We start from the raw sequence: 24,791 nt of genomic DNA on the forward strand, positions 1-24,791 counted from the left end.
CCAGGTTCTGTTTCAGACCCGCTTCGCTCCTCCAATGACCCCATATCGGTAGAGTACTCTGCGACCAAACCAGTTGAACAATCGATCCGTCAGGAATCCCATAAAACCCAGGGAAATCAGCCCGACAAAGATCCAATCTGTTCGGAAAAAGAGTCTGGAGTTCCAGATTAAGTAACCCACTCCCTCATTCGAGGCAATCATCTCAGCACCGATTATGGCCATATACGAGGTTCCCATCGCCAGTCGCACACCCGTGAAGATATACGGGGTTGTCGCCGGAACAATCACATGCAGCAGAATCTGCCGTTCATTGGCTCCCATACTGCGGGCCGACCGGATTTTGTCTTCTTCAACGGAGAGTACACCTGTCAGTGTATTCAACACAACAATGAAAAAGGTTGCGTACATAATGAGCGCGATCTTGGATTGCTCACCAATTCCGAACCACACCAGAAATAAGGTAATAAAGGCGATCGGCGGGATAAAACGTATAAAGTTAAGGAACGGTTCCGCGAACAGCCGGATGAGATGAACTTTGCCAATAATCAGCCCTACCGGAATAGCAATGATACTTCCGAGTACCCAGCCCGCCAGTACACGAGTGAAGCTGATTCCGATATACTGCATCAGCGTACCGTCAGCAATCAGTTCGCGTGCTCCTAGGATCGTGTGCCACGGACCAGGGATTACGTCAGGCCCATAGATAAGGGCACCAAGCTGCCAGATGAAGATGAACGTTACCCATAGAAGCGGGATAGACACCCATTTTTTCTCCAACCATTTCATCTTACATATCACCTCAATTATTCTTCAAAATGGCCTTGAATTCGGTCATAAAGGGTGTTGAACTCAGACGAGGCGATGTTCCTCGGGTAAGGTAACGTGTTGTGGTAAATATCCGTGATATTCGAAGATGGACCTACAGACATAATGCCTATGCGCTCACCAAGCAATAACGCCTCCTGAATATCGTGTGTGACAAAGATAACGGTTTTATGTGTTTCTTTCCAAATATTCACCAGTTCCTTCTGCATGGTTCGTCTCGTCATGGCGTCCAGCGCACCGAATGGCTCATCCATCAGCAAGATCGCCGAGTCATTCGCAAGTACGCGGGCCAATTGAACACGCTGCTTCATACCACCTGATAGCTCTTTCGGAAATTTCCCGTCATGAGCACTCAGTCCCACAAGCTGGATGTATCGATCAGAGATCTCACGTCGTTGTGTCTTAGGCACCTTGGACATTCGAAGTCCGAATTCAACATTCTCCCTCACGGTTAACCATGGAAAGAGAGAAGAATCCGCCTGCTGGAACACCATCGCCCGATCCCTGCCCGGTCTGTCGATCTCCTTGTTGTCTACCTTGAGCTGTCCGCCCGACTTGGAAATAAAACCCGCGATCATGTTCAGCAGCGTTGACTTCCCGCAACCACTGGGACCAAGCAGGACAAAGAACTCTCCTCCCTTGATAACCAGATCGACATCCTTAATGATATAATGCACATCCCCATTGGTCGGGGCATGATACGTTTTCCGAAGCTGTTCAATATGAATGGTATGCTCAGTTGCAGGTAAGGACATAACGGACACCTCCCATTTCATTTCAATAAGAATTATTTACTGTATGTCACTTTTTCCGGCAGAGCCTGTTGGAGAGAAGTCAAGTCGAGTTTGGTGTCGAGATCAAAATCCTGTTCGATGATTCCGGTGTCCACCATATATTGCTTCTGACCTGCCAAACTATCATAAGCAGCCTGCGTAAATCCAACTTCCCATGGATTGATCGGAAGGTCTTTCAACGTGGCATCTTTAGGCTGTTTGGTCTCTTGATACATCAGATCAGCAACCTCTTCAGGATGCGCTTGGGCATACGTGGATGCTTCATCCAGCGCCGCAAGGAAGTCACTTATCTTTTCAGGGTTTGCCTGGATGAATTCATTACTCGATACCAGTCCCATACCAAGGCGTATAGGGGTCTGAGACATATCCGTCAGCTGATGTACTCCTTCGAGTGCATCGAATTTATCGGTTAACGCGGAACCTATAACCCAAGCGGCATCAAGGTCTCCCTGTTTCAGTGCGATGTAGGCTTCATCAAAAGCCCCCTGACCAATTTGCGTCACATCACTCAGCGCCACTCCCTGATCTTTCAAGTACTCATCCCATAGATACGGAATAAATGTGCCTCGAATGAAACTCACTTTCTTGCCCTTCAAATCCGCTCCACTCTGAATATCCTCTCTTGCATACAGCTTCCAGGCGGCTGCCGCTTCATCCGTAGTCTGACCTGCGGAAGCGACGACTGAATATTCCCCTTTAGCCAAAGCATTTAATACAGGGAAGTCCGCCCCGTACGCAATATCTACCTGTTTGATAAATAGTGCATTTACACCTTCAGCCGGTGAGCCAAACGTAATACTCTCTGCATCAATGCCCCGTTTTTCAAAGAAACCTTTGGCAATGGCTACCCTGAACGTTGGGTTCGTACTTGTATCTGCAATTCGAATTTTTACATTATCGGTATTCTTGCCGGTAGCGTCTTTTGCTCCAGATCCTGCTGCGTTTGAACTGCATCCGGATAATAGGAGTGCCGTAGCCAGGAATAATATTAATACGCCGGTAATTATGGATGGTTTTCTCACAATATACACCCCATTCGATCTAGTCATGATTCTTGACGCTTAACCGCCTGACTTGCCTTCATCCGACGTTGCCACACAGGCTGCACCCTCCACAAATGGAAGAGTTGTCTCTACGCTCACGATGGATGCAGAACCTTTGGGCGCTGCTCCCGGGACCCTGTAGGTGGAGACATCAATAGCTTCGATCGCAACTTCCTGCGGCTTCTCCAACTGTGGAACCCACTGATAAGGAACTCGATATGAGCGATAGACCATATTGGTATTCCGCCCATCCGTGTACGGGGAGACATATTCCCAGACCAGCTCATGCTCCGCAGTGACTTCGAACAATCGGCCATTGGAACCCTCGGTTATCAGGGTGTTGCCGTTAGGTAAACGCTGGGCGGAACTGATGTATGGGCTATAAAATTTATAAGAATCCGTTGGAACCGAGAAACCTGCTTCTGCCGAGGTATACTGCCAGACAATCTCCAGGGTGACCGGGTTAATCTCCAGTACACGGGAGTGATCCCGAATCGCATGTTTCAATCCAAATGGAGAAGCCGGATTTGGGAGGCCATAACCTGCCCAGCCGCCATTGTCGAATACGAGCAAGTTCCCTTCTCCAGGAAGGCCCTGAGGAATGATATGTGCATGATGCTGCCCGATAATTGTGCCGATGTGTTTCACTTCAGGTGAAGTATAGTCTGGCCCTAATCTCCACACGATCTTTCCACTCTGTCTGTCTGTAATGGCGATTATGTTGGCCTCTCTGGCATCCCAGATAATATTGTCGGGGTGGAACCGTTCGTCTCCTTCTTCATAGAAACGGTTGGGTCCGACATAAGAGGCAGAATTAATATGTAACCAGTCACCCACGCCACCGCCCAGATGACCGAAAGAACGTGTATTCGGATCACGGAACAAGACATTTCGAGCAGCTTCATCAAAACCTAATTCTTCAAAATGTTCGTTAGGCAGCCACTCCCAGAGTACGTTCCCCTCCCAATCTACTTCGATAATGGCATCATCAAGCAATGGCTTACCTGAAATTTGAGGATTACTCACATTTTTGTGTGCCAGGATAAGTGTTTTACCACTCTTCGTCTTTGGCGCAAGGCCAGGTGCATAGTAACCTACCGGATTCCCCTCACGCTGATAATCATGATGCTGGCGGGCATACCATAATGGCTCATACCCCGGATCTTCGATGTGTTCGTAGCTATTGTATTTCCATACAATGTTGCCGTCCCAATCCACCTGAACCAGATCGACATTATCCTGAATACCAAACTTCGGATCTCTCCGACCCGTGCTGCCCAGCACGTAGCCGCCAGGTAATATTTTGGCCGGAAAACCTAACAATCCTTTCCACAGGTGGACCTCCTTGCCATTCATATCGATCAATACTACGCCTTCCTCACCTGCCTGATAAACGGTATAACCGCCCCAAGCCTTATCCGGATTGTATAACGTTGCTCCAGTTGGATATATCGTTGAGTGTCCCATTGATCATCTCTCCCCTAGAATGTTTGTGGTATATCAAATGTCGTTACTTTGACCCAACCTCAATAACTGAGATAGTTACTCTTCCCGGTACTGTCCTGCTGCTTCTGCTCAAGGTTACTTGTCGAGGACCGATCATGTTCTTGTATCCCGTTGTTCTCCGCCAATTCCAGCACCGTGTCCGAGAACCCCTCCAGATTCGCTACTACCCGCTCGTAGAATTGACTTTGCTGCTCCAGTTCCTCACTCGTAAAACCCTCAAACAGAAGCGTGATACATCGGGCACCGATGTTGCTGTTTCTCGCATACATCTCCCGCCCGCTTGATGTGATATCCAGTAAAACCGTCCGGCGGTCGTCTTCCTTTCGTCTGCGGATGGTGAGTCCCTTTTTCTCCAACTTATCGGTCAGAGCTGTAATGGCACCCGATGTAAAGTCCAACTGTTCTGCCAGATCTCCAAGCCGCTGTTCTCCCTCACGAATGATTTTGTGCAGGATAAGCATGCCTGGCAGGCTGATACCTTCTACAGAGATGCGATCCCGCTCTTTGACGAATCGTCTGACCATTTTGCGAAATAACCAATCCGTCCGCTCCAACGCTTCCCAGTCTCTATCGCTCATTCCATAACCTCCCTGTTCGTTTGAAGCTTCAATAAAGATACGAAAAAAGGCCCCCGAGGACATTCCTTAGAGGAGTAGTCCCGGGAGCCTTTGGTGGTCCAATCAGCTCAATGCAGTTTTCAGTTCAAATTAGTTCACTGTTCATTTAATGAGTATTAAAATAATTGAGATTATCATATAACCAACTAACCCAACCTGTCAAGTGTGAATTATATTAATGATCTTTTCTTTTTGCAGCCATTCTCCGCTAGGTTGAAATTACTTATCCTGTTTTAAGTTTCACTTCAGGTTTCCCGTTTACACTATTCTCAGATCGAAACATGAACAAATACATCTACGACAAGCTACGATTCAGTTCGTACTCAACTACAGAAATGAGGATTATCCATATGAATATGAAAAGAGTCATTATTATAGGCACAATGATTGTCACTATGTCCTTCGCTGGAACAGCCTGGGGCCATTCTGCCATCTCTCCCATACCTACTGCTAAATGGTCCATCGTTGACTTGGATACTCGTGAGGGAAACAGCGACGAGCTGCTCAGCGCTCTGAATCAGGCTTCAGAAGCGGATCTCTATCAGGAACTTTACAGCAGCAAATCACTGAGGACAATTACGGAAGAAAATAACGGGAATTTGGATGAGGTCATTGCTATACAAATAAGACAGCTCAGAGAGCAGTTGGATGAACGGCTTGCAAGTGGAAGTATCAGTTCGGAGCAACATGCTGCACAACAAGCTGAACTGGAAGAGTTGGTCACACAGAGCGCAAATACAGCATACAGCTTGGCGTAAATTAGTAGCGTATCCGTACAATGAAGATATAAACATATATCCACGATAACACAGCAAAAAGGAGCGTATGCACGCCCCTTTCTTGTACCCTATTCATCTCAAGCAGGTTGATGTGTAATCCTTATTGCGCTGCCCCAATCTTGCAGGCACCCAAGGATTCGCCGTCCCATGCCAGTTCGAGCACATCTCCTGCTTGTGCTGGTCCAACACCTTCAGGTGTTCCTGTAAAAATGACATCGCCCGGCCCCAGGCCGTAATGGTGACCTACATAATCCACAATATCCTGTAAACTGAAGATCATATTACGAATGTTACCACGCTGGACTTCCTCACCATTTTTGGTCAATGTAAAGTCTTTTTCCAGTAATGCTGCCGCACCCGGGAATGCCTGAAATGCAGTAACCGGAGCGGAATTTTTGAACCCTTTGGCCGCCGTCCACGGGTGGCCCTTTTTCTTAATCACGGTCTGTACATCACGTAACGTAAAATCAATACCAAACCCATACGCATCCACCAGTTCATCTACCGCCATACCTGGCTCAAAATTCCGGCCGATTTGAACGACCAATTCAGCTTCATAGTGAACTTCACCCTTGGTAGCAGGCAATTCAAGCGTTTCGCCATTCAGGGGCACGACTGCATGAGAAGGTTTCATAAAGATCATTGGCTCATCCGGAACCGCGTTACCCAATTCTTCCGCGTGAAGTTTATAATTGCGTCCTACACAGTATACATTGCGAATGTTAGTCAACATGGGTATATTACCACCTTTATCGGATTCATTAGTGCATATAGGAAAATTAGGGTCTGAAAAATCGGCTGCTCGTCTCCTGAAATGCCAGCTCCCATACGTCAGGACGGTTCGTACATAACATGAGTTCTGGATCAACCGCCGCCAGTTTCTTCATAATGGTCTTGTCATCCACTGTCCAAGCCATCACCCGAATGCCTGCACTCCGCATCTCGTTCATTAAGGATTTATCTACATTGGTGTATCCAATCGAGAGGAATGTACAATTCATCTTCCGCAGGGCGGTTAACAGATCGCCTGGTCGTGCATCGATAATCAGCCCCGTCTGGATCTCCGGTGCAAGTTTCTTCACTTCGATCAGAGCGGCTGGTTCAAATGAAGTAATCACAACATCATTTTGCATATGTCTTTTTCTCACTTCATGTATAACAGCCGCAGGCAGACCCGGGTACATGTCTCCCTGCGTTTTCAGTTCAATGTTCAAACGTACTCTGCCGCACGAGCGATCTAACAATTCACTTAGCGCCGGAATCCGTTCGCCTTTGTAAGACTTGTTTTTCCATGCTCCGGCATCCAGACGTTGCAGATCAGCCCAATCGGTTTCCCGAACCAGACCCTTCCCATTCGTCGTGCGATCCACTGTAAAATCATGAATGACCACTGGTACACCATCACGCGACAACTGCACATCCAGCTCCATCCACTGAACTTCAGGCCGCTCCATGGCCATCAGGAATGCAGCCATCGTATTCTCTGGTGCAATAGAAGAAAATCCACGGTGCGCTACACAAAGGTTGTTCATTCGATTCCCTCCTCAAAAAGGTTTTTAATTAGGTGAAGCGACCCCATTCCCATCATATCGAATACCCGGGGAGAGCTTAGCCATCTGTTCCAACAGCAGTTTGTTCGCCTCATCAATCATTGGAATGGCCTGACCTAGCCCGGCCTCATAAGGGATAACTTTCATGCTGCAAGCTGCATCTTGACTACAGCGAGCCTGAAATACCGCCGTTTTCCATGTCTCTTCGGTTGTGGATCTGGAGAAAATGAAATTGCCCGTACTGTATGCAATCCACTTCCCCTTATAGTACTCCAGCCCTTGCAACACATGAGGATGACCACCTATGACCAGATCAGCGCCAGCATCTACAAACTCATGAGCCAATCGGGTCTGGTCACTATTCGGAGTACTTACACGTTCCTCTCCCCAATGTGCAACCACGATCACCAGATCAGCCTTCTTACGGGCCTCCTGGATCGCTTTGACTGCTCCTGTGGAATCGTAGGCTTCAGCCACGCCAGCCCGATTGCCTTCAGCCTTCCAACTCGTTTCCGGTACAACTCGGGAGAACCCAAGCAATGCAATCTTCATGCCTTTGCGTTCCAGATATGCTGGTGCATAGGCCTCATCCCTGTTCATACCTGCCCCGGTGTGAGCTATGCCATATTCCTTAAGATAAGTTAACGTATCCACCAAGCCCTCTACGCCCTGATCCAAAATATGATTGTTAGCCAAATTGACAGCATCAAAACCGGCTGAAGCCATTGCCGCCAATGCTTTGGGCGATGATTTGTAGACATAGGTTTTATCAGCTGCACTGGTACCACCCTGAGTTATTGGTGTCTCCAGGTTACCGATGGTAAGATCATCATCCTTGAATAATCTGCCGAGTTTGGCAAAGGGATAGTCATAACCGTTCTTATCCAGCAACTCAGCAACTTTGCCCGAAAATTGAATATCACCAACAAAGTTAATCGTGACATTCTTCGCTGAATTGGAAGGTTTCGACGTCCCTGATTCCTGATCCACACCTGTATTTCCCTTGGTGCCGGAAGGTGTCGAATCTGCCACAGGTTTTTTCGTTCCGGATTCTGCTTTCTCACTATTGGTATTTCTTGAAGTGTCAGGTGTCGCTGCTCCAGATGTCTTATCTGCATCCGCTGTTGTCTCTTCATCCGTAGCTTCGTGTTCTTCTTCCGAATTCTCATCGGATTCCGAGTCTGGAGAAGTTACTTGATCGCCGCCTTTGGCATCGTCTCCAATGGAAGGCTGATCCTGATCGACGATTTCTTGTTTCACCGGCTGGTCTGCCTGTTGCTGACGTGTATCAATGACATAAAAAATGCCCACCAGACCAATTGCAATGATCAATACAATATTAACTGTCCAGATGATTGTGATTGTATTGCGGGTGCGTTTACTACCTTTTTTCTTCTTTACACTTCGCTCTGATCTTGGGGGATACATAAGCAACTCCTCTTCTTCTTCACAGCCATACATACCATTATATCAGGCATATTCTGGATTTCCATCATTCGTTGGAACTGTATCGATTGAAAGGGTATGAACTCAGTTAGCTTCCAGATCTTCACATAAAAAAAGCCATCTCTCCAGTAGATAATTCTACGTTTGAGACAGCTCTCTTGCTGTACTTAATCTGCTGCAAGCTCTTGTGTAGCCTGAACAGACATTTCCTTCGCTTGTCTGATGCAATCAGGCAAACCTACGCCCTCATAACCTGCACCTGCAATGTACACACCCGGTAATTTGCTGCCAAGCTCCTCACGGAGGGCGGCAATATGTTGGAGGTGTCCCACCGGATACTGTGGCATGGATTTACGTAGCCTTGTAATCTCGGAGAAGATCGGCACTGCTTCAATACCCATCGTCTCTCTCAGATCCTTGAGAACCAGATTCGTCAGCGCTTCATCCGGAAGCTCTACGTTCTGTTCGTCACCGGAGCGACCAACATAACAGCGGAGCAGTACTTTATCATCCGGGCTCGTATGCAGCCATTTCGTCGATGTCCACGTACAAGCCGTAATATTACGGCCCTCTTTCCGCGGAACGAGGAAACCCGACCCGTCGAATACATGCTCCACCTCTTTTTTCTCAAAAGCGAGCACTACATTGGCTACAGACACATAGTTAATCGCATCCAGTGCCGCTGTATCCACGTGAGGCTTCAACAGCTCCGACGCGACATATGCCGGCACAGTAACCACTACATCATCGGCTTCAAGCATTTCGCCATTACCAAGTTCAACAATGTATCTGGTCTGCGCTCCATCAAGGCGTTGCAGTGACTTCACCGCAGTGTTCAGACGTTGATCCACATCCTGCAACTCGTGGACGAGTGCATGAACAAGGCTCTGAAGTCCCTGACGAAAGTTCAGAAAAGCGCTCCGTTTTGTTCCGGTATGCGTTTCAGCCGGTTTGCGACCCGTCATCATGCCCCGGATCAAGCTGCCGTAATCGCGCTCTACTTCTCCGAACTGCGGGAAGGTAGCCTGGAGGCTCAATCGCCGCATATCACCTGCATAGATTCCTGCGAGCAGGGGTTCCGTCAAGTTCTCCAGCACTTCAGCTCCAAGACGGCGTTCAATCATATAACCGAGCGATTCATCCTCTGTTGTACGACGCGGCGGGATGACAAAATCCATCAATGCCCGCAGTTTGCCTGCCGGAGAGACCAGACCACTTCTCAAGAATGGTCTTAGTTCCGTCGGGATACCGAGAACAAGTCCTGCTGGCATAGGATGAAGCTTGCCACGCTGCATGATATACGTTTTCTTCGACTCCGGATTCTGACTGACCAGTTCATGATCGATCTCCAATTCTTTAGCCAGGTCAATCATTGCTGTTTTGCGAGCCAGGAAAGAATCCGGCCCTTTTTCAATCACAAATCCATCCCGGTGCAGTGTCTCAATCATACCTCCCATGGACGAGCTTTTCTCGACCAAAGTAATCACGGGTTCAACGCCTGCTTCCCGGTAATGCTTGCGGATATAAAATGCCGCGCTGAGGCCGGTAAGGCCACCGCCGACAACAACAACACGGCGTTTCTTATCACCCATTACTCATCCGACCCTTGCTGCCATTGGCTTATAATAACGTCGCTTAACGTCTCCATGTATAGAGGATCGCTATTGAGGGAGTCAATACGCATCAGGCGCATGTCGATCTCTTTGGCAATCGATTTGGCCTCAATATCGAGATCATAGAGCACTTCGAGATGATCCGAGACAAACCCGATTGGTGCCACAAGTACATCCTCTACCTGTTCACGAGAAAGCTCCTGTAACGTATCCAGAATATCCGGTCCAAGCCAAGGCTCAGCTGTTCGTCCGGCACTCTGCCACGTAAATTGCCAATTGGTTATGCCTACACGTGAGGCAATCACTTCCGAAGTCTCCAGCAATTGTTGCGGGTATGGATCACCCATCTCCACAATACGTGCCGGCAGACTGTGCGCACTAAACAACACCTTCACATCTCCGCGTTTTGCTCCAGCTTCTTCGAACGCATCCAACTTGGCACTGACACGTGTGGACAACGCCTGAATTAACTTCGGATGCAGATGATAACTCTCAATAAAGGACATATGAACGCCCAGCTCTTCTGCTTTTTCACGCGCACGTTTGATATAACTGCCTACACTCATCGTGGAAAAATGAGGAGCCAGTACAATACCAATGGCTGTCTGAATTCCATCCTTCGCCATCTGCTCCACGCCATCCTCAATAAACGGATAGGCATGCTTCAGTCCTTGATAACAACGGAATTCCACATCAGCGCCACGCTCATCGCGGTTTAATGTCTCTTGAAGGGCCTTGACCTGATTGTCTGTGTTCTCACGAAGTGGGAAAACACCGCCAACAATGGCTTCATAACGGTCCGTCAGTTCCTTCAATTGCTCCGGTTCAGGCGGACGTCCTCTGCGGATATGTGTGTAATACGCTTCAACACTCTCCATATTTTCCGGTGTGCCATACGACATCACCAGTACACCTACAGTATTAGTCATTGGTTACCGTCACCCCAGTCTTCATTGCTTCGGCAGAATATTCATGAATATACGCCGTTAGTTCTCTGAGCTTCTCTAGCGATGCTTCAGGAAATAATCCGTGTCCGAGGTTGAAAATATAACCCGGCTCCTTGATTCCTTCGTCAATAATCACTTTGGCTTGCTCTTTAATCAGTTCCATCGGGGCAGTCAGCAAATATGGGTCCAGGTTACCCTGTACTGCAAATTTGCCGCCAAGCCGTTGACGCCCTTCCGAAATGGATACTCTCCAGTCGAGTCCAATCACATCGGCTTGCAGATTATGCAGTGTTGGCAACAACTCACCGGATGCAACACCAGGGAAATAAATCTTCGGTACATTCAAATCCGATAATTCGGTAAAGATACGGGTAATCGTAGGCAACACATATGTTCTGAAGTCTTTGGGAGAAAGTGCTCCAACCCAGCTGTCAAACAACTGGAATGCCTTACCGCCATTCGCAATATGCGCACGGACATATGTAATAACCATATCACCAAGCTTCTGCATCAGCTTGTGCCACACCTCAGGCTCGCTGTACATCATCGTTTTGGTGCGGATATAACCTTTCGAAGGTCGGCCTTCAATCAGATAACTGGCAATCGTGAATGGTGCGCCCGCAAACGTAATCAGAGGCACATCAAGCTCCTTATCCAGAATTCGAATGGTTTCCAGAATATGTGACAGATCTCCTTCTACGTCGATGGGACGCAGCCGATCCACATCTGCAGCGGACCGAATAGGATTATCGATAACTGGACCAATATTTTTTACAATGTCAAAATCAATGCCCAGAGAGGCAACCGGATTCATAATATCGGAATACAAAATAGCCGCATCTACACCAAGTTTGCGTACCGGCATGAGTGTAACTTCAGCCGCCAGCTCGGGTTGTTTGCAGATCTCTAACAAGGAGTACTTTTCTTTAATTTTGCGATATTCAGGATCGTAACGTCCAGCTTGACGCATGTACCATACCGGGACACGGTCTACCTGTTGTTTGAAACTTGCCCGAATCAGTCGATCATTATAGCTCATGTAAGAAGCCTCCAATAGTTTTTGGACTCATAATTACCATTATGCCCTTTTTAAACAGCCGTAACAACCACATGCAGATGCGTTCTACGTGACAATACTATGACATTCCTTACACCCATCCCTCATATGCCAATTATGTTATAATGAAAGAATGGTGTTTTTTTGAGAATTACAGAAATATCTTTGAAAGGAAGTGAAAGCACTTTGAAAACGTGGAAAGTAAACCTCATTGTGCTTTGGTTCGGACAATTTTTGGTCAATTCGGGTATGACCATGATTACCCCATTTTTGTCTCTTTATCTCGCAAGAGATCTGGGCGTTGTTGGCGAACATGAAATTGGCATATGGGCGGGATTTATTTTTGCAGCCAATTTCCTCACCTCATTTTTGTTCCAACCGCTCTGGGGCAAGTTATCGGACAAGTACGGCCGAAAAGTAATGCTGCTGCGCTCGGGATTCGGGATGGCCATCGTAATTGCCCTTATGGGTCTGGCACAGAATCCTTGGCAGCTTCTCTTATTGCGTTTGCTTAACGGTACCATCTCCGGTTTCAATCCTGCAGCTGTTGCGTTGATATCAGGTACCACACCGAAAGACCGCATGGGTTTTGCCATGGGAATCAGTCAGTCCGGGCAGGTTGCCGGCACAATCCTGGGTCCACTCATTGGTGGCTTGTTAGCGGATGCGGTAGGCTTCCGCCCCATTTTTTACATTACAGGTGGACTGATCTTTGTTGCTTCCATGCTCGCCATGTTCCTGGTGAGAGAGAAGTTCGACCGTCAAGAAGCAGCCAAATTGCCGGCACAATCCGTATTGTCCGGTCTGAAGGAATTGAACAAGTCACCTCAACTGCCCGCACTGTTTGCTGTAACGTTTCTGTTGCAGTTTGCGATGATCAGCCCCATGTCACTCTTGCCGCTGTATGTACAAAAATTGCATGCTTCGGATGTAAATGTGGCCTTCTGGGCAGGACTTGTCGGTGCAGTTACGGGACTATCCAATATGGCGATGTCTCCGATTCTCGGGAAGCTGAGTGACCGGATTGGTCCTCACAAGGTGCTGACGTTCTCCCTCATAGGTACAGGACTCATGCTTATCCCGCAGGCATTTGTTCAGACCGTGTGGCAGCTCATTCTTGTTCGTTTCATGATGGGTGTGTTCATGGGTGGCTTGCTTCCGAGCGTTAATGCCCTGATTCGTTCCTATACATCCGATAGCATGATCAGCCGTGCATTCAGTTTTAATACGAGTACTCTGGCGCTGGGCAACATGCTTGGAGCGATCATTGGAGGATTTATGGCAGGATTCATCGGGATCGAAGGTCTGTTTATCGTATCTGGCGGACTGCTACTGCTTAATATGGTTTGGGTCCGATTCAAATTGTATAACAAACCTGCTTCTATTCGGGAATCCTGATTCCCTATCCATTTCTTAGTTAGTCCATCTTAATTTTTCATTTGAAAAAGCCGCTTCCAGCGCCTAATTGGCCTGAGAGCGGCTTTTGTCATTCATGCGCCATTTATTTAATTATTTATTTATTAGATTGAATTCTATCGGATAATGTTTCACACCATACACAAAGGCACTTTGTATCGGTTGCAGTGCCGTTCCCGGCACAAGCTGAATGTGCTCCATGTGCTGAAGCAATGTATGAAGAACTACCCTTGCCTCCAGACGAGCGAGTGGTGCACCCAAACAAAAATGAATGCCAAAACCAAAGCCCATATGTCGGTTCGGCTTGCGATCAGAGATGAAATCTTCCGGGTTTTCAAATTGGGCACTGTCCCGATTGGCTGCTCCAACCCAGGAAATCACCTGCTCCCCAGCTTGAATCATCTGGCCATTCAACTCTACAGTTTCCTTGGCTACTCGCCCAATCGCGACAATTGGCGGATAGTATCTCAGCGTCTCTTCAATCGCAGAAGTAATCCGCTCAGGATGTTCGCGCAACTCCTGTTGTAGCTCGGGTTGTTCAGACAGAATACGAACCGCATTGGTAATCAGGTTGGTTGTTGTTTCATTACCGGCAGCAAGTAAGAGAATACAGAAGCCTACCACTTCATCTGAAGTCAATTGCTGACCATCAATCTCCGCAGCAAGCAGTAATGAGATCAGATCATCCTTTGGCTGCAACCGACGTTCTTCCATAATGCCAGTGAAATAGATATGCAACTCCTGCATATTTCTTTTTTTCTCCTCCAATAACTCCTGGAAGGCCTGCTCACTATCGTCACGTGCACCTTTCACCAACACATCAGACCAGTCTTTGAACTTTTGACGATCCGCCGCAGGGACTCCGATCAATTCCGCAATGACAATGACGGGCAATGGTGTTGCAAGGTCATCAATAAGTTCCATATGTCCTTCTGACAGGTATGGAGCAATTAACTCATCTGTGATTTCCTGAATACGCGGAGCCAATGCTTCAATTGCCTTGGGTGTAAACGCCTGATTCACCAGATCACGCAGCTGTTTGTGTTTGGGAGGGTCTGTCGTCAACATGCTCGTATTGGCACGATCACGTGCAGAAGAGAATAGTTTCGGATTTTTCAAAACGTACTTCACATCTTCATAACCAAAAACATCCCAACATTCTCGATGCTCATCATATCGGACTGGAGTGTTATCACGAAGTTCTGCATACACCTTGAAGGGAGATAACCTCTCTTCCAAAGTCTCCAGTTCCCGAATCGGAATGTAATTTGCATACTTTCTCGGTGCCTGTTTCATCGTTTCTCCTCCAATCATTATTATATATTTATTTACATATGTTGATCACCCCTATTATAAACATAACTCTATAACGAAACCACTCTTTAGACCGTAATTGATCCCCATTACCTAATATGCGTTACTATCATCCTCTTATTCTGTTACTTACTTCTGATATAGTCCCAATTCGACATTCTTTTATTAAAATGCTTCATTTTATCAGGACAAAAGACTCATTATGTAACGTTAACTAACATTATAAGGGCTTATTTTCCTTCAAAACTGCTAAAACCACTTCTTTTCTATCTCTATCAATATGAATAATCTTTCATAATTCCTTATAAACAATCATTTTACTCTCATTATCTATGAATGTAATCGATTACTCTACCATTATCTAAGTTTGTCATATTACTTAACATGAAATACAATCAATTTGAAATGGTATACATATTCTTCTTAACAAACTTAACATCACACTTACTTGAAGGAGAGTGCTATTCATGAGTAAAACATCCAATCTTCGTCCCTGGGCCGTATGGAGTACCGCAGCTTTAACAGCATTAACCATCTCATTGTCCCCCATTGGAACCTACGCCGCGCACGCAGCTACGGTAGAGGTGAAAGGCACAACAGGTGCTGTTCAGACAGCAACTACTACTCCAGCTCGCAATACTTCCATCCCTGCAATACCTGACTCTTCCAAACAATCTGCACTTCCTAATGTATTGGTGATCGGAACTGGCGGAACGATTGCCGGTCAATCCGAGGACGCCACCAGCTTCCAGAATTACAAGGCAGGCACACTTCCCATTGGAGAGATGGTAGACGCCTTACCGGATAAACAGAAGATTGCTGATGTTAGCACACTCCAATTCGGAAACTCAGGTTCAGGTTCCTATAGCATGACCGACCTCTATGACTTGTCGCAGACGGTAGACAAAGCTCTGGCAATGTATGACAGTGTTGTCGTGACCACGGGTACAGATACAATGGAAGAAATAGCTTATTTCCTCGATATGACGGTTCAGAGTGACAAACCTGTCGTGATCACAGGCTCCATGCGTCCATGGACCGTCATCGGTTCTGACGCTCAAGCCAATCTGTACAACGCCATCAAACTTGCAGGCAGTGGTCGTACCACTTCATTCGGCACAGTACTCATGTTGAATGACACAATCCAGCTTGCTCGCGGTGTAACCAAGACAAATGATTATCGGACAGATACGTTTGAAACGCCGATGCTCGGCGCTGTAGGATATATAGATGAAGAGAACATTCGAATCTACCGTGCTCCTGCACGTGCCTTGAAACCAGAAGGCACAGCAAAGCCCGTATTTGATCTAAGTAAAATCACTAAGGCAGATCTGGCCAAAGTAGAAATTGCGATCTCATATCAAGAAGCTGGCGGCGGAGCCATTGAAGGATTCGTGAGCAGCGGTGCCAAAGGAATCGTGACTTCCGGTACCGGAGCTGGCGGTATATCCAGAGCTATGGGACAAGCTCGTACCAAAGCCATTGAAGAAGGTGTCATCTTTGTGACCACCACTCGGACGGGTTCAGGAAGTGTGTACGGCGGTGGCAAAGGTATCATTGCAGGCGACAACCTGAGTCCACAACAAGCTCGTGTATTATTGATGCTGGGTTTGTCCTTCAGTGATGATTTTGACACCATCAAAAAATGGTTTGAAACGTACGGAACACCTGAAGTATAAGAAAGCACTTATCCTTTATAAATTTGGACAAAAATAAGAGATGACACCACCCTTTCATTCAAGGTGTGTCGTCTCTTTCTTTGTGTTTTTCAGAAAACGCCAAACAGAAACACGATCCCCCTCACAAACATAAACGCGTGAGATCGTGTTCCATCGGAGTATTATCTTTAGGAAATTTCCACTGTTACTTCACCCAGGCAAGTACCAGCCCATCGTAATCGGGCAACATGGTCGTCACCAGGCGCGGGTCACTTGCCATCTGTTCATTGAAACGGCGAACCGCAAGCACGGCCGGGCCCTGCTTGTCCGGATTCAGCGTACGACCACGCAGGAAACAATTATCACCTACAATGACAGCACCTGGCCGGGCCAGCTTAATGGCATAATCGAGATATACCGGATAATTCTCCTTATCTGCGTCAATAAAGAAGAAATCAAATGTGCGTCCTTCCTGCTCCAATTGCTCCAGGCTGTCTGCCGCCGGGCCAATCCGATACTCGACCTTTTCGCCAAATCCGCCTTCTTCCATATGACCACGCGCCATTGCCGCATATCCCTCTTTCAGTTCCAGCGAAGTCAGGGTTCCATTCTCACGCAAACCGCGCGCAATGCAGATCCCACTGTAACCGCCCAGCACGCCGATTTCGAGCGCAGCTTCTGCTTTGGATGTCTTCGCTAGAAACGTGAGTAATCGTCCATACGCCGCCGCAACGGATACTTCCGGCATACCGTTCGAACGGATGGCCTCTTTCACTTTCAGCAAAAGATCATCCTCTTGAAATAATTGATTTACATATTCATCAGGGGTCAGATTCACCACTAAAATCCTCCTTGGACACTTGGACTGCTTTCCATATGGATGCCAATGTTCTATAATAAATGTTTGTTATCAACACAGGCGGTTGACAGGTGCACCACTTCGAAAAAGGAGTGCCTACGTTCACCGCATTTCTCATTGTAAGTTTTTTCACGGAAAGCGGCAAGGCCGCACCGTCACTATACAGCAGAGAGAAGGATTTCCCTTCTCCAGCTTGAAATGGAGTTGAAATGAATCACATGGCTCAATTGCAATTGATTGCAACCTCGGCGATGGGACTCGAGGCTGTTGTTGCCCGGGAACTGAAACAACTGGGGTATGAAGATGTTACGATCGACAATGGACGGGTTTTCTTTACAGGAGATTATATTGATATATGCCGTTGTAATCTGTGGCTGAGAAGTTCGGATCGTGTATTGGTGAAAATGGGTGAATTCCCTGCCACAACATTCGACGAATTGTTTGAAGGCACCAAAGCACTGCCTTGGGAAGAGTGGATTCCAGCCGACGGCGAATTCCCTGTAGAGGGTCGTTCTCAAAAATCCCAGTTAAGCAGTGTGCCTGCATCACAAGGGATCGTGAAAAAAGCAATCGTAGAGAAACTGAAGCTGACTTATGACACAGAGTGGTTCCCAGAGGATGGGTCTCGTTATGTGATTGAGGTCATTCTGCTGAACGATCGCGCCCTGCTTACTTTAGATACAACGGGACCAGGTCTGCATAAACGGGGTTATCGTAAACTCGTCACCGAAGCGCCACTGAAAGAAACACTTGCTGCAGCTCTTATTCAGCTCAGCCGCTGGAATGTATCCCGCCCATTCTATGACCCGTGCTGTGGATCAGGTACAATGCTGATCGAAGCCGCCATGATCGGCTGGAACATTGCACCAGGACTTCGTCGGACCTTCAACTCTGAGGATTGGGCTGTGATTCCTGAAGAATTATGGGAACAAGCACGCGAAGAAGCATTCGATGCTGTTCGTGACGATGTCCCATTACAGATTTCAGGTAGCGATATTGATCCTGAAGCGATTGAAGTTGCTATGGCAGCGATCAAAAGTGCTGGCTTCGCCAAAGATATTGAAGTCAGCGTCCTGCCCGCTCATCGCGCAAGACCACAGGGTGAATATGGTGTCATCATCACCAATCCCCCATATGGTGAACGTTTGAGTGAAGAAAAAGAAGTACAGAAGTTACTCCGCTCATTAGGGCGCAGTTACCTCGACATGCCAACATGGTCCTTTTTTGCAATCACGTCGACCAAAGCTTTTGAGGAGTATTTCGGTCATAAGGCAGACAAACGTCGCAAGTTGTTCAACGGACGAATTGAAACCCAGTACTATCAGTATTTGGGCCCACTGCCCCCACGAAATAAAGCACCACAATCTTCGTAATTGTTTCAAATCTAAAGTGCTCCTGCCATCCTGGAGTGCACCCCTTAGAATAGACATTGGAAAACCCCTGGGTTTAGCCGATGAAATTCTAGGGGGTGCATTTTTTTTGGCGATTAAAGGACAAAAGTATAAAACGTATTCGGAGAAGATAAAAAAAGAGGCTATCCGTCTGCATACGGTTGAGGGCTGGACTTACCGAAAGATCAATGAACATTTGGGGATTCATGACCCGGGACGAATGAAGCGCTGGATGCGAAAACACCGGGAGCAAGGCGAGTTTGGACTGATGGATCAGCGAGGTCGACGGAAAGAATACTTGGATCAAGAACGCTATGTGCAAAAACTGAAACGGGAGAATGCGTTGCTAAAAAAGTGCTTGGTAATTTGGAAGGAGGAAGCAAACAAGAGAGATTTCAGATCATGGAAAAAGTAGCGGCATACGGTGATATCCAGAAACTCTGCCATGTGTTTGGCGTGTCCCGGAGTGGGTTTTATGCCTATGTTAAACGTAAACGATTCGATCGCGATGCCAAGGCGAAGAAACAGGTGCTTCAAACGTATCATCACTATGAAGGCAAATATGGCTATCGACAACTCCAGTTATTCCTTTGGCAAGATCAAGGGATTTGGATGAATCACAAAAAGGTACTCCGCCTGATGCAAATGCTCGGTATTCAATCTCGAATCCGTCGTAAACGGCGCTCCAACAGCTCGTATGCACCTGCGCAGCGTGTAGCAGAGAACCGCTTGAAGCGAGATTTCAGTGCAGAAAAACCGAATCAGAAATGGGTAACGGACATTACCCAGTATCGTGTGGGAGAGCGCTGGATATATCTTTCAGCCATAAAGGATCTGTTTAATAACGAAATTGTGGCCTACGAAATAGGCGAACGCAACGACAATGAACTGGTGCTCCGCACATTCAGCAAGGCGTTTGCGAAGCAAAAAGACGTGACCGGACTAGTCGTTCACAGCGACCAGGGATTCCAGCACACGTCTCATGCTTACCACGACATGCTGCCAAAGGTTGGCGCCCGAATCAGCATGTCTCGCCGAGGAAATTGTTATGACAATGCCTCAATGGAGAGTTTCTTCTCGCATCTCAAAACGGAAGGACTCTATCCTTATCATATCCGAACGCTTACCGAAGCACAAAGCAAAATCGAAAAGTATATCCGTTTCTACAACCGAAAACGACCACAACGGAAGCTAAAAAAACTGACGCCGGTAGAGTACCGACGCCAGTTTGCAGCCTAGGGTCTTTTTATAATGTCTATTAAATGGGGTCTTGACCATCCATGGCCGGGGCGCTTTTTTTTGTGCGCTTTTCCGATCATATGAATTCATCAACTTCGGTCTTCGCTTTCGCAGAAATCAATTCTTCTGAGGCATAGTTGAAAACACATGAGGCCACGCTATAATGGATGGAGCCCTATTTTACATTCCGATAACAAAACAACAAAAGCAAGGGGGACATACATATGGTTGTCACTCGGCCTACGCGCAGCTCCATGCCACGCGGGCTTCTAAATCATCCATTAACGTTATATCTTATTTTTCTTGTGCTCATGCTGCTCAAACTCATGTGGCTCCATCACAATCTTCACGCTTATAACATTACGATGGGACTGCTGGATAAGGTGATTGCCATTGGATCTTTACTACTCTTGTCCTTCTGGACCTGGTTGCTGCCACGTAGAGGCATGATCGTGTCTCTCGCCGTGCTTAACCTGCTGCTTACCGGACTAATCTATGCCGATATGGTGTATTATCGCTATTTCCAGGATTTCTTGACCATCCCGGTATTGTTGCAGGCGAGACAAGTTGACGCATTGGGTGACAGCATCGCTACATTGATCTACACAAGTGATCTCTGGTTCTTTGCCGACTGGCTTGTCGTCATCCCGTTCGCAGCTATCGTACTGTTCAGCAGACGTTACCGTTCGAAGTACTCCAGTACATCTGTTACGAGTTACGGGAGTTATTCGTATAACGATGGCAAGATACGGTTGCGCCGCCGTCTCACGGCTGGCAGCATTGCCCTTGTGCTGGGACTTGGCCTCGCCGTCGGCCCGATTTATTTCTACAGCAAAACATGGGCCAAAGGCCTGTTCGATAACAACTGGTGGAATGTTTCCATGTACAACGTGACCGGACTACTCGCTTTTCACGGTTATGATCTGTACAACTATGCCAAAGACCACATCGGCTCCGGGCCGCAGGCTGATCCCGCTGATGTTGAGCAAGCAAAAGTGTTCTTCGTTGAAAGGCAGGGAACTGCCCCGCAGAATGATGCCTTGTTTGGCAAATATAAAGACAGCAATGTGATCATTGTCCAGGGTGAGGCTTTTATGAACTTCATGATTGGTCAGAGCATTGGCGGTCAGGAGATCACACCCCATTTTAATGAACTGATGAAGGAAAGCCAGTATTATAGTCACTTTTATCACCAGACCGGTCAGGGCAGAACGTCAGATGCCGATTTTGGCGCAAACATTTCCCTACATCCACTTCCGGTTGGATCAGCCTTTGTACGATATGCAGACCATACGTATGATTCCCTTCCTTCCATCCTGAAGGATAACGGGTATAGCACCAATGTATTTCACGCTTATGAGAGTGGCTTCTGGAATCGGTATACGATGTATCAGAATATGAAGTACGACAAGTTTTATAGTAAAAATGATTTTGCACAGGATGACCCGCTTGGCTGGTCCCTATCTGATGAATCCTTTTTCCGGCAATCCGTTGAGAAAATGAGTAGTGAGGTGACCGAACCGTTCTATTCCTTCCTAATCACTCTTACCAGCCACCATCCGTATGCCTTGCCAAAAGAGAAGCAGCAATTGGATGTAGGCGAGTTCCAGGGAACCATGTTTGGTAACTATCTGCAGTCCGTTCATTACGTGGATTCGGCACTGGGTAAGATGGTCGAGGATCTGAAAAATCGGGGCTTATGGGAAAATTCCATCTTTATGTTCTACGGGGATCACGACAACTCGATTAAGGAACAATCACAATACGAGCAATTTCTGGGACGTTCATTGAACAAACTCGATATGGCACAGATTATGAACGAGGTTCCCCTGCTCGTGCATTTACCGGACGGAGCAGCTGCTGGAACCATCGACGAACCTTCGGGACAACTGGACATCACACCATCCGTGCTGCATCTGCTCGGCGTGTCCGACCTTTCCTATTATCATATGGGTAACGACGTATATGACGGGTCTGAACGTACGGTTGTGCTGCGTAATGGCGCATTCTCGGATGGTTCTGTATTCTACATTCCATCGGATGATTATATCTACGAGAATGGCGCTTGTTATGACTTGTCCACACGTGACAAAACGGATATCAATGCATGCCGTCCCGCTCATGATGAAGCAACCAAGCGATTGCATGTCTCGGACACGGTCATTACCTATGATTTGATTCAGCGCTTTCGAGAGGAAGATAGTTCAACAGCAACATCGCAATGAGCAATATCGTAATGACAAGCTAAACAAATACACGAAATGAATTGAATTGGATTTAAAAAGGGGAACTTACATTACATGACATCACACACTGAACCAATCAATATTGAACAGAAATTGTTCGAAGAAGCCGCAAACTTCGTGCAGCAACGTTATCCTCAGGGATGGGGCGGGGCGGGGCGGGGCGGGTGCCGTCTATACCGCAGCCGGTTCCCTGCTGATTAGCGTAGCTCCAGAGGTCATCAACGATGCCACGCATCTGTGCATGGAAACAGGAGCTTATCTGGAAGCCCACAAATTGAACGAACGTGTCACCCACTCCCTCTGTATCGCTCGTGATGATGAGCATTCAGAATTCAAGGTCCTTACACCTTGCGGTGTATGCCAGGAACGTTTATTTTACTGGGGTGAAGAAGTTAAAGCTGCCGTTTACGATCCTGCGGGTCAACTGGTCTTCAAGAGACTGGATGAGTTCCAGCCTTATCATTGGTCCAAGGCATATCGGGATAAATAGCAATCTCCTTGCGAATTATAGAAAGTGGCTTTATAATTGTAACCATATTAGTTTCAACTAAAAGGATGATGGAGGTTTTAATAAAATGAATATTGAGATATGGTCTGATTTTCTGTGCCCTTTCTGTTATATCGGCAAACGCCGCCTGGAGAATGTACTGGAACAGTTCCCACACCGTGATGAAGTGAAGCTTCAATTCAAAAGCTTCGAGCTTGATCCAAACGCTGCATTGAACCCAGGCAAAACCAATTCGGAATATCTGGCTGCCAAATATAATATGAGCATGGAACAGGCCAAAGGTATGAATGCCCAGATGAATGCCAATGCTCGTACGGCAGGACTGGAATACAATATCGATGCCATGATCCCTACGAACTCCTTCTCAGCTCACCGCCTGACACACTGGGCAGATACACAAGGCAAAGCTCTTGAACTGAGTGAACGGATATTCCAAGCTGTGTTTATTGAAGGTAAACACTCCGGCGACCCTGAAGTGTTGGCTCAGTTAGCAGAGGAAGTCGGCTTGGATCGAGATGCAGCTAAGGCAGTGCTGTCCAGTGATCAATTCACCGACAATGTCCGAGCTGACCAAGCGGAAGGCGAGCAACTCGGCATCCGCGGTGTACCGTTCTTTGTATTCGACCGCAAGTTCGCCGTATCAGGTGCTCAGCCTGACGAGGTGTTCCTGGATGCCATTCAAAAAGCATGGGACGAGCGTTCCCCTTTCACCATGGTTGAATCCAACACAACAGAAACAGACGGCAGTGGCATCTGCACAGATGACGGATGCGCAGTACCACCATCCGATTCAAATAAATAACTCAAAAGCAGCAGAATCAGGGGACACCCCCCGATCCTGCTGCTTTTTTATATGCTTCTTAATTACCCACCAAATCTAAAGATGGATTTATAATTTTCACGATAACGGAGTGGGCAGAAAAAAGCTGGAGAAGCGGAGCGCTCGCATTTATCACCGGATTTCTCCCTTGATACAGGGAATTTCAAAAAAATCCGGGGATAACGGCGATCGAAAGATTGTTCTGCACAAGTAGTGTCTTAGCGTGACCGATTATGCGTACATCTTAAACCACGAAGAACGATCCGGAGCCGGAACCTCCCCTAACTAATCATCAAACACTTATATTCAATTAGCGCCACCCACTTAATCCCAGAACAGTTGATCCGGATGTGGACCCGTCCGCTTATCCGAATCCAGTGCATCAATCTGTCTCAACTCATCCGGTGTCAATTCAAAGTCAAAGATGTCCGCATTCTCACGAATACGCTCCGGGGTAACCGACTTCGGAATCGTCACAATCTGATTCTGAATATCCCAGCGCAGAATGATCTGTGCTGGCGTTTTCCCATATTTCTGGGCCAGCGCTTTGAGGGTGGACTCTTGGTTCAGCTTGCCTTTCATGATCGGGCTCCAAGCCTCCAGTTGAATTCCCTGCGCCCCGCAGAAATCCTGAAGTTCCTGCTGGATCAGACCTGGATGCAGCTCTACCTGATTTACCGCAGGCACCGTTCCGCCCTCATCTATGATATCTTGCAAATGGTGAACTTGAAAATTACTCACACCAATCGCACGGATGCTTCCTTCGCTATATAGACGTTCGAATGCTCTCCACGTCTCCTTATACCGGTCTCTGCCAGGCCAGTGAATTAAATAAAGATCAATCACATTTAGTCCAAGTGCCTTCTGACTGGCTTCAAATGCTCTTAACGTTGAATCAAATCCCTGATCCTCGTTCCAGAGCTTGGTCGTCACAAACAGTTCGTTACGGGCAACACCACTGCTTGCAATAGCTTGTCCCACTTCTTCTTCATTGCCATAGATGGACGCCGTATCAATACTCCGATATCCAACCTCCAAAGCGGTCTCAACCGCCTGTTGTACTTCCTTACCTTTTGCTTTATATGTTCCAAATCCTAGCCATGGCATCGTTACTCCGTTGTTCAGAATTGTACAATCTGTAATATGTTTTGTCATTCTGTACC

General features: G+C 47.2%; 22 protein-coding genes and 1 pseudogene. 9 read left to right on the forward strand and 14 right to left on the reverse strand.

Going from position 1 to position 24,791, the window contains the following annotated elements; genetic code table 11:
* Positions 1 to 12 precede the first annotated feature (12 nt).
* Genes ACE04G_RS29405 through ACE04G_RS29425 form a run of 5 tightly spaced genes read right to left on the reverse strand, consistent with a single transcriptional unit; the run spans position 13 to position 4,746 of the window.
* Positions 13 to 786, reverse strand: a complete 774-nt coding sequence (locus tag ACE04G_RS29405; RefSeq protein WP_449003905.1) for an ABC transporter permease — start codon at positions 784 to 786, stop codon at positions 13 to 15.
* Positions 787 to 803: 17 nt separating this feature from the next.
* On the reverse strand, positions 804 to 1,580 hold the full coding sequence (locus tag ACE04G_RS29410; protein ID WP_449003906.1) for an ABC transporter ATP-binding protein: 777 nt from the start codon (positions 1,578 to 1,580) through the stop codon (positions 804 to 806).
* A gap of 32 nt (positions 1,581 to 1,612) precedes the next feature.
* On the reverse strand, positions 1,613 to 2,641 hold the full coding sequence (locus tag ACE04G_RS29415) for an ABC transporter substrate-binding protein (protein ID WP_486095376.1): 1,029 nt from the start codon (positions 2,639 to 2,641) through the stop codon (positions 1,613 to 1,615).
* Between the two features lie 39 nt (positions 2,642 to 2,680).
* Positions 2,681 to 4,129 carry an aryl-sulfate sulfotransferase gene (locus ACE04G_RS29420; RefSeq protein WP_449003908.1) on the reverse strand — a complete coding sequence of 483 codons (1,449 nt, stop codon included), beginning with the start codon at positions 4,127 to 4,129 and terminating at the stop codon, positions 2,681 to 2,683.
* A 59-nt stretch (positions 4,130 to 4,188) separates the two neighbouring features.
* A complete protein-coding gene (locus tag ACE04G_RS29425; RefSeq protein ID WP_449003909.1) occupies positions 4,189 to 4,746 on the reverse strand; it encodes a MarR family winged helix-turn-helix transcriptional regulator in 558 nt (185 codons plus the stop codon).
* Positions 4,747 to 5,135: 389 nt separating this feature from the next.
* On the opposite strand from ACE04G_RS29425, the gene ACE04G_RS29430 reads away from it, so the two are divergent.
* Positions 5,136 to 5,543, forward strand: a complete 408-nt coding sequence (locus ACE04G_RS29430; RefSeq protein WP_449003910.1) for a hypothetical protein — start codon at positions 5,136 to 5,138, stop codon at positions 5,541 to 5,543.
* Between the two features lie 121 nt (positions 5,544 to 5,664).
* Here the strand turns inward: ACE04G_RS29430 and ACE04G_RS29435 are convergent, their stop codons facing one another.
* The 6 genes from ACE04G_RS29435 to hemE all read right to left on the reverse strand — a co-directional run bounded on the left by ACE04G_RS29435 (position 5,665) and on the right by hemE (position 12,159).
* Complete coding sequence (locus ACE04G_RS29435) at positions 5,665 to 6,297, reverse strand: fumarylacetoacetate hydrolase family protein (RefSeq protein ID WP_449003911.1); 633 nt, start codon at positions 6,295 to 6,297, stop codon at positions 5,665 to 5,667.
* Positions 6,298 to 6,343: 46 nt separating this feature from the next.
* Positions 6,344 to 7,096: a glycerophosphodiester phosphodiesterase gene (locus ACE04G_RS29440; protein WP_449003912.1), complete on the reverse strand. Its 753-nt coding sequence runs from the start codon at positions 7,094 to 7,096 to the stop codon at positions 6,344 to 6,346.
* 24 nt (positions 7,097 to 7,120) lie between these two features.
* Positions 7,121 to 8,542, reverse strand: a complete 1,422-nt coding sequence (locus ACE04G_RS29445; protein WP_405131958.1) for a CapA family protein — start codon at positions 8,540 to 8,542, stop codon at positions 7,121 to 7,123.
* Positions 8,543 to 8,727: 185 nt separating this feature from the next.
* Entirely contained in the window at positions 8,728 to 10,152 is a 1,425-nt protein-coding gene (gene hemY / locus ACE04G_RS29450) for a protoporphyrinogen oxidase (protein WP_405131957.1), read from the reverse strand.
* Positions 10,152 to 11,102: a ferrochelatase gene (gene hemH / locus ACE04G_RS29455; RefSeq protein ID WP_221823324.1), complete on the reverse strand. Its 951-nt coding sequence runs from the start codon at positions 11,100 to 11,102 to the stop codon at positions 10,152 to 10,154. The genes hemY and hemH overlap by 1 nt, the downstream gene beginning before the upstream one ends.
* Positions 11,095 to 12,159 carry a uroporphyrinogen decarboxylase gene (gene hemE / locus ACE04G_RS29460; protein ID WP_221823322.1) on the reverse strand — a complete coding sequence of 355 codons (1,065 nt, stop codon included), beginning with the start codon at positions 12,157 to 12,159 and terminating at the stop codon, positions 11,095 to 11,097. The genes hemH and hemE overlap by 8 nt, the downstream gene beginning before the upstream one ends.
* A gap of 204 nt (positions 12,160 to 12,363) precedes the next feature.
* On the opposite strand from hemE, the gene ACE04G_RS29465 reads away from it, so the two are divergent.
* Positions 12,364 to 13,575, forward strand: a complete 1,212-nt coding sequence (locus ACE04G_RS29465; protein WP_036670103.1) for an MFS transporter — start codon at positions 12,364 to 12,366, stop codon at positions 13,573 to 13,575.
* A gap of 111 nt (positions 13,576 to 13,686) precedes the next feature.
* On the opposite strand, the gene ACE04G_RS29470 is transcribed toward ACE04G_RS29465, so the two are convergent.
* Complete coding sequence (locus ACE04G_RS29470; protein WP_449003913.1) at positions 13,687 to 14,889, reverse strand: cytochrome P450; 1,203 nt, start codon at positions 14,887 to 14,889, stop codon at positions 13,687 to 13,689.
* Between the two features lie 485 nt (positions 14,890 to 15,374).
* On the opposite strand from ACE04G_RS29470, the gene ACE04G_RS29475 reads away from it, so the two are divergent.
* On the forward strand, positions 15,375 to 16,586 hold the full coding sequence (locus tag ACE04G_RS29475) for an asparaginase (protein WP_100529287.1): 1,212 nt from the start codon (positions 15,375 to 15,377) through the stop codon (positions 16,584 to 16,586).
* Between the two features lie 184 nt (positions 16,587 to 16,770).
* Here the strand turns inward: ACE04G_RS29475 and ACE04G_RS29480 are convergent, their stop codons facing one another.
* Entirely contained in the window at positions 16,771 to 17,403 is a 633-nt protein-coding gene (locus tag ACE04G_RS29480; protein ID WP_237176081.1) for an O-methyltransferase, read from the reverse strand.
* A gap of 239 nt (positions 17,404 to 17,642) precedes the next feature.
* On the opposite strand from ACE04G_RS29480, the gene ACE04G_RS29485 reads away from it, so the two are divergent.
* From ACE04G_RS29485 to ACE04G_RS29510, 6 genes and pseudogenes are all read left to right on the forward strand, one after another.
* Positions 17,643 to 18,797: a THUMP domain-containing class I SAM-dependent RNA methyltransferase gene (locus ACE04G_RS29485; protein ID WP_074094429.1), complete on the forward strand. Its 1,155-nt coding sequence runs from the start codon at positions 17,643 to 17,645 to the stop codon at positions 18,795 to 18,797.
* Positions 18,798 to 18,903: 106 nt separating this feature from the next.
* Entirely contained in the window at positions 18,904 to 19,230 is a 327-nt protein-coding gene (locus tag ACE04G_RS29490) for a helix-turn-helix domain-containing protein (RefSeq protein WP_056699732.1), read from the forward strand.
* Positions 19,218 to 20,054 carry an IS3 family transposase gene (locus tag ACE04G_RS29495; RefSeq protein ID WP_449003914.1) on the forward strand — a complete coding sequence of 279 codons (837 nt, stop codon included), beginning with the start codon at positions 19,218 to 19,220 and terminating at the stop codon, positions 20,052 to 20,054. The genes ACE04G_RS29490 and ACE04G_RS29495 overlap by 13 nt, the downstream gene beginning before the upstream one ends.
* Before the next feature lie 224 nt (positions 20,055 to 20,278).
* Positions 20,279 to 22,279: an LTA synthase family protein gene (locus tag ACE04G_RS29500; RefSeq protein ID WP_449003915.1), complete on the forward strand. Its 2,001-nt coding sequence runs from the start codon at positions 20,279 to 20,281 to the stop codon at positions 22,277 to 22,279.
* 96 nt (positions 22,280 to 22,375) lie between these two features.
* Positions 22,376 to 22,790, forward strand: a pseudogene (locus tag ACE04G_RS29505) (cytidine deaminase).
* An 85-nt stretch (positions 22,791 to 22,875) separates the two neighbouring features.
* On the forward strand, positions 22,876 to 23,610 hold the full coding sequence (locus ACE04G_RS29510; RefSeq protein WP_449003916.1) for a DsbA family oxidoreductase: 735 nt from the start codon (positions 22,876 to 22,878) through the stop codon (positions 23,608 to 23,610).
* 342 nt (positions 23,611 to 23,952) lie between these two features.
* Here ACE04G_RS29510 and ACE04G_RS29515 read toward each other — a convergent pair whose 3' ends face one another.
* A complete protein-coding gene (locus tag ACE04G_RS29515) occupies positions 23,953 to 24,783 on the reverse strand; it encodes an aldo/keto reductase (RefSeq protein ID WP_449003917.1) in 831 nt (276 codons plus the stop codon).
* Positions 24,784 to 24,791 lie beyond the last annotated feature (8 nt).

This window comes from Paenibacillus sp. AGC31, assembly GCF_057334655.1.